6 protein-coding genes are annotated in these 6,691 nt (G+C 34.7%); 4 read left to right on the top strand and 2 right to left on the bottom strand.

The window, feature by feature from the left end; all coding sequences use genetic code 11:
• On the top strand, nucleotides 1–1,259 hold a 1,259-nt coding region (locus PHC28_RS13915; protein WP_300101800.1), incomplete at its 5' end, for a M3 family metallopeptidase.
• Between the two features lie 41 nt (nucleotides 1,260–1,300).
• On the opposite strand, the gene PHC28_RS13910 is transcribed toward PHC28_RS13915, so the two are convergent.
• Nucleotides 1,301–2,113 (bottom strand): hypothetical protein, encoded by an 813-nt coding sequence (locus tag PHC28_RS13910; RefSeq protein WP_300101797.1) that lies wholly within the window; start codon nucleotides 2,111–2,113, stop codon nucleotides 1,301–1,303.
• Between the two features lie 137 nt (nucleotides 2,114–2,250).
• On the opposite strand from PHC28_RS13910, the gene gcvP reads away from it, so the two are divergent.
• Complete coding sequence (gene gcvP / locus PHC28_RS13905) at nucleotides 2,251–5,100, top strand: aminomethyl-transferring glycine dehydrogenase (RefSeq protein ID WP_300101793.1); 2,850 nt, start codon at nucleotides 2,251–2,253, stop codon at nucleotides 5,098–5,100.
• 62 nt (nucleotides 5,101–5,162) lie between these two features.
• On the opposite strand, the gene PHC28_RS13900 is transcribed toward gcvP, so the two are convergent.
• On the bottom strand, nucleotides 5,163–5,687 hold the full coding sequence (locus PHC28_RS13900) for a hypothetical protein (protein ID WP_300101790.1): 525 nt from the start codon (nucleotides 5,685–5,687) through the stop codon (nucleotides 5,163–5,165).
• Between the two features lie 91 nt (nucleotides 5,688–5,778).
• Between PHC28_RS13900 and PHC28_RS13895 the strand changes: the two genes are divergently transcribed.
• Both PHC28_RS13895 and PHC28_RS13890 read left to right on the top strand, forming a co-directional pair.
• Nucleotides 5,779–6,141, top strand: a complete 363-nt coding sequence (locus PHC28_RS13895) for a group III truncated hemoglobin (protein WP_300101787.1) — start codon at nucleotides 5,779–5,781, stop codon at nucleotides 6,139–6,141.
• A gap of 119 nt (nucleotides 6,142–6,260) precedes the next feature.
• Nucleotides 6,261–6,691: 3-oxoacyl-ACP synthase III family protein (locus PHC28_RS13890; RefSeq protein ID WP_367278038.1), on the top strand; the 431-nt coding region annotated here is incomplete at its 3' end.

Genomic DNA, 6,691 nt, shown 5'->3' with positions numbered 1-6,691 from the left:
TCACTTTAAAGATTGCCAAATTACGTTTTGAAAGAGCGAATTTATTAGGATATGCTACTCATTCGCATTTTGTTTTGGAAGAAAGAATGGCGCAAAATCCTGATAAAGTAAAATCGTTTTTGAATGACTTATTGGCAAAAGCAAAACCTGCAGCCGAAAAAGAATTTACTGAACTGACTGCTTTCGCAAAAGAATTGGACGGAATTGACCAGTTAGAAAAATGGGACAGCGCTTATTATTCGGAAAAATTGAAGCAAAAATTATTCAATTTGGATGATGAAATGTTGAAACCTTATTTCCAATTAGAAAATGTTTTGAATGGAGCTTTTACAATTGCTGGAAAATTATACGGATTAACTTTTACCGAAATATTCGACATTGATAAATACCACGAAGAAGTAATGACTTATGAAGTCAAAGATGAATTTGGCGAACTAGTTGCAATTTTCTATGCGGATTTCTTTCCAAGAAAAGGCAAACGAAATGGTGCTTGGATGACAAGTTTCAAATCGCAATCTATAAAAAATGGCGTAAACGAAAGACCACATATTTCGAACGTTTGCAACTTTACCAAACCAACAGAAACCAAACCTTCTTTATTAACATTTAATGAAGTGACGACTTTATTCCACGAATTCGGACACGGACTTCACGGAATATTGGCTAATACAACCTACCCAAGTTTATCTGGAACATCAGTATATTGGGATTTTGTAGAATTGCCAAGTCAGGTCATGGAAAACTGGTGTTACGAACCAGAAGCCTTGGCTCTGTTTGCTAAACATTATGAAACAGGAGAAATTATTCCACAAGAATATGTAGAAAAAATCAAAGAAAGTGCAAGTTTTCAAGAAGGAATGGCAACTTTGCGACAAATTAGTTTTGGATTATTGGATATGGCTTTTCACAGCAACAATCCAACTGAAATTACAAACGTAAAAACTTTCGAAAAAACAGCTTTTGAAGGCACGACTTTATATCCGGACGTGGCCGAAAATTGTATGTCGGTTTCGTTCTCCCACATTTTTCAAGGCGGTTATTCCTCTGGATATTACAGCTACAAATGGGCCGAAGTTCTCGATGCTGATGCTTTTGCTTACTTTCAAGAAAAAGGAATTTTCAATAAAGAAGTGGCAACAAAATTCAAAGACAATGTGCTTTCTAAAGGCGGAACCGAATTGCCAATGGAATTATATAAACGCTTTAGAGGACAAGAACCAAAACCAGATGCTTTGTTGAAAAGAGCGGGCTTAATTTAAATTATATGAAACCGAAGTAGCAATGCTTCGGTTTTTTTTATTTAAAAAAAAAGCAAAAGTAACCACCAAAATATCGGAACGCTTTCAACCCAAAAAGAAGTGTAATATTTGGAGCGTTTTTCATTCACAAAAACAATAAATAAGGAAAGTACAGTTACTAAAATCAGGTTGACAATTAATTGTTTCTGATCAAATTCGATTTTTAGTAATTCTAAAAAATAAAACGGAATCAAAAGTAGCAAACCAAGGATTTTAGTTTGCCTCACTCCTATTTGTTGAGGAACTGTTTTTAAATGAGGATCGTCATTAGCTAAATCAATGATTTCAAAAATGAGTATCAACACAAAAACAAGGATAAATCGTTGTACACATTTTAAATAAAAATCAGAAGTTATTGAAATTTCAGCATCTAAAATGGGTAATACCAAAGTTACTCCAACCCAACACAATGCCACAATATAAATTTTTACGCCAGCCCAATTTCGGGCATTTTTTCTATTTGGAAAGAAAGGAAGTGTATATAATAAGGTCAATGCCAAAAACACGACAGCTATAATTTGCGTGATTCGTTGCAATTGAAAAAAGTAGAGTCCAACTGCAAAAAAAGAAAAAATACTTACCAAAATAATTGCCCATAAACTACTTCGCAATTGTATTTTTTTGGCTCTAACAAGACTGTCATATTTTACAAAATTATAACCGACAATAGTTCCAAAAAAAGCAAAAAAGGCAACTGGTTTATCATTCGGAATATGGAATATATGATCGGTCATTCGAACCAATGCAAATACTGATAAAGCCACGTGAATACTACTTTGTATATAAAAATCCACTATTCTTTTAAAAACCTTCATTATGCAAAAATAATCAACCTTGTTAACAAGAAAGCATTTTAGTTGAAAAATTCCTAAAAATCAATAGTTTGAACCTCCTTTCTTTTGAATATAATGTATAAATTTGCGCTTCAAAAAAACAACACTTTTATAACTATATGAGAACAGATGCTTTTGCTTTAAGACACATTGGGCCAAGAGAAAATGACCTTAAAATTATGCTGAAAACAATTGGAGCAGCAACCCTAGACCAATTGATTTCTGAAACTATTCCGAATGATATTCGTCTAAAATCTCCTCTAGATTTAGCCCCAGCAATGACTGAATATGAATATTCAAACCATATTCAACAATTGGGAAATAAAAATAAAGTCTTCCAATCTTACATTGGTTTAGGATACAATCAAGCGATTGTTCCAGCAGCGATTCAAAGGAATATTTTTGAAAATCCGGGTTGGTACACCGCTTACACTCCTTATCAAGCTGAAATTTCCCAAGGTCGTTTAGAAGCAATTCTAAATTTCCAAACGATGGTTATTGAACTTACCGGAATGGAAATTGCAAACGCCTCTTTACTCGACGAAGGAACTGCAGCTGCCGAAGCTATGGCTTTATTATTTGACGTTAGAAGTCGTGACCAAAAGAAAAACAACATCAATAAATTTTTTGTTTCTGAGGAAATTTTACCCCAAACTTTATCCGTTTTACAAACACGTTCCGCTCCAATTGGAGTTGAATTAATCATAGGAAATCACGAAACTTTTGATTTCTCAACCGAGTTTTTTGGAGCAATTCTTCAATATCCAGGAAAATACGGTCAAGTAAATGATTACACTGACTTCATTGCCAAAGCAAAAAATAATGAAATAAAAGTTGCCGTTGCAGCCGATATTTTGAGTTTAACAAAACTAACGCCTCCAGGCGAAATGGGAGCTGCAGTTGTAGTGGGAACTACACAACGTTTCGGAATTCCGTTAGGTTATGGGGGTCCTCACGCTGCCTATTTTGCTACAAAAGACGAATACAAAAGAAGTATGCCAGGAAGAATCATCGGTGTGACTGTTGATACTGATGGCAATCGTGCGCTTCGTTTGGCTTTGCAAACTCGTGAGCAACATATTAAACGTGACAAAGCGACTTCCAATATTTGTACTGCCCAAGTTTTATTGTCGGTTATGGCAGGAATGTACGCTGTTTATCACGGCCCAAAAGGCTTAAAATATATCGCCAATAAAATCCATTCATTGACAGCAACCTTGTCAAATGAATTAGAAAAATTGGGATTACAACAAACCAACACCGCTTTCTTTGACACTATTGTCGTGAATGCTGATGCCAAAAAAATAAAATCTATTGCCGAACAAAACGAAATCAACTTCTATTATATTGATGACACTACGATTTCCATTTCTTTGAACGAAACCACAAGTGTTGCTGATATCAATAAAATTGTTTCGATTTTCGCTTCCGCAAATGACACACAGGCAAATACAATTGTAAATCTATCAGAAACGAATCATTTTCCTTCGAATCTAGAAAGAACTTCAACATTTTTGCAACACGATGTTTTCAATAAATACCATTCAGAAACCGCTTTGATGCGTTACATAAAAATGCTAGAACGCAAAGATTTATCTTTGAATCATTCAATGATTTCGCTTGGTTCTTGCACAATGAAGTTGAATGCCGCTACCGAAATGTTGCCTTTGAGTAATGCCAATTGGAATAATATTCACCCATTTGTACCGCTAGATCAAGCGCAAGGTTATCAAGAAATGTTGCAAAAACTAGAAAATCAATTGAGCATTATTACTGGATTTGCTGGGACAACCTTGCAACCCAATTCAGGCGCGCAAGGCGAATATACAGGATTGATGGTTATTCGTGCTTATCACCAATCTCGTGGAGATCAACACAGAAATATCGCTTTAATTCCTTCATCGGCACACGGAACAAATCCTGCTTCGGCAGCGATGGCAGGAATGAAAGTTATCGTTACCAAAACATTGGAAAACGGAAATATCGACGTGGAAGATTTACGAGAAAAAGCCATTCTTCATAAGGACAATTTAGCTTGCTTGATGGTTACTTACCCATCAACCCACGGTGTTTTTGAAAGTGCCATCAAAGAAATTACACAAATTATTCACGATAACGGTGGACAAGTTTATATGGATGGCGCCAATATGAATGCTCAAGTAGGTTTGACCAATCCAGCAACAATTGGTGCCGATGTTTGCCACTTGAACTTGCATAAAACATTCGCTATTCCTCACGGTGGCGGTGGCCCTGGAGTTGGCCCAATTTGTGTAGCCAAACAATTAGTTCCTTTTTTACCAACAAATCCTATTGTTGCAACAGGCGGTTCAACTGCTATCACGGCAATTTCGGCAGCACCTTGGGGTTCAGCACTAGTTTGCTTGATTTCTTATGGCTACATTTCAATGTTAGGAGCAGAAGGTTTGACAGATTCTACAAAACACGCTATATTGAATGCCAACTATATTAAAGAAAAACTGAAAGGTCATTTTCATACTTTATATTCTGGAGAAATGGGTCGTGCAGCTCACGAAATGATTTTGGATTGTCATCCTTTCAAGAAAAACGGAATTGATGTAACCGACATTTCAAAACGATTAATGGATTATGGTTTTCACGCGCCAACCATTTCCTTTCCGGTTCACGACACGATGATGGTTGAACCAACCGAAAGCGAAAATCTGGAAGAATTAGATTGTTTTTGTGACGCATTAATCTCTATCAGAAAAGAAATTGACGCATCAACTATAGAAGATAAAAACAATGTTTTGAAAAATTCACCACATACATTAGCAATGCTAACTGCCGATGTTTGGGATTTTCCATACACTAGGCAACAAGCCGCTTTTCCATTGGAATACATTGCTGAAAACAAATTTTGGCCATCTGTTCGTAGAGCAAATGATGCTTATGGCGACCGGAATTTGGTTTGCAGTTGCGCACCAATTGAAGCTTATATGGAAGAATAATTTTTCAATAGAATCCAAAAAAAATGCCCCGAAATTCGGGGCATTTTTTTATATAATATATTTTAATATTTATATCCTATTCCTGTTTTAATGGCTTGGGTACCACCAAGCGAGTTAGAACTTGCCCCAACCGTAGTTTTATCAGAAATCATTAATATAAAAGGACATCCTATTGCAGCAGCTGCCATTTTAAGTTTTTTATCTGCCTTTTTATCCCCAGTGTTTCCTGTTTGAAAGTTTATTAATCCTGTTTTTCCACGGACTTCTCCACCTTTTTTCAAACCTGCTATATATGATTTTTCTTCAAGAATTATCACTTTTTCCCAATCAGCTTCTCCATTTACAACAATTTTTTCGGTGACATCCTCAACTCTACCACTTTTTCCATATACTACTTTTTCAATAGCATATTTCCCAATAGAATTTTCGGCATCTTCACCATCATAAACGAAAACAACGGTATATTCGTCAACACGCAAAACTTTTCCTTTAACGGTCTCACCACTGTGTTTAGTGATCACATCGACTTGAGCAAAAATTAATGAAGTGGTTAACGACATTAGGAATAATAAAGTAATTTTTTTCATTTTTAAATATTTTAGATTTATATTCCCCAAATATATATAATTATTCTTGAAAAAAGTCTTTATAAATAAAACAAAATCTTACAAAAAAATCATGAAAGACATTCAAACACGAGACGATTTGCATTTATTAATGAGTGAATTCTATTTGAAATTACTGGCTGACAGCAAAATAAGTTATATTTTTATCAAGGTAGCAAAAATAGATTTGGCACCTCATTTAAATGAATTGGTCGATTTCTGGGAGCAAATACTTTTTGAAACTGGAAACTACAGAAAAAATGTTCTTCAAATTCACTCCGATTTAAATCAAAAAACAAAACTATCCGAAGAACATTTTGCCATTTGGCTCAACTATTTCAATATAACTATTGATGAAAATTTTGCTGGTCAAAATGCAGAAAATATGAAAACTAGAGCCTTGTCAATCGCAACTGTAATGAAGATAAAATTGTAAATTTTTATTCTGATTTTAACAAAATATCACTATTTTTTAGAATTTAGGCCTTTTATAATTATATATTTGCAAAGTATTTTTTATAATTAAATTTGTGTAAAATTTTTTATTTATTTCCAATGAAAATAAAAATAACCGGAATAGGAAGTTACATTCCAGAAACAATAGTTGACAATACTGATTTTGACAAACACGTATTTTTAAATGAAGACGGCAGTCCATTTGGCGCTCCCAATGAAACAATAATAGGAAAATTTAAAAGCATAACCGGAATCGAAAAAAGACGCTATGCAGCTCCGGAGCAATGTTCTTCTGATTTGGCTTTTTTAGCTTCTGAAAGAGCAATTGAAAATGCAGGAATTGACCCTGAAACCATAGACTATATCATTTTTGCACACAATTTTGGTGATGTAAAATATGGAACAAATCAATCTGATATGATTCCAAGTTTAGCCACACGAGTTAAACACAAACTCCAAATAAAAAATCCAAAATGTGTTGCTTATGACATTCTTTTCGGTTGTCCTGGCTGGATAGAAGGTGTGCTTCA

The organism is Flavobacterium sp., from assembly GCF_028712645.1.
Classification (GTDB): domain Bacteria; phylum Bacteroidota; class Bacteroidia; order Flavobacteriales; family Flavobacteriaceae; genus Flavobacterium.
This window is presented reverse-complemented; position numbering and strand designations above follow the sequence as displayed.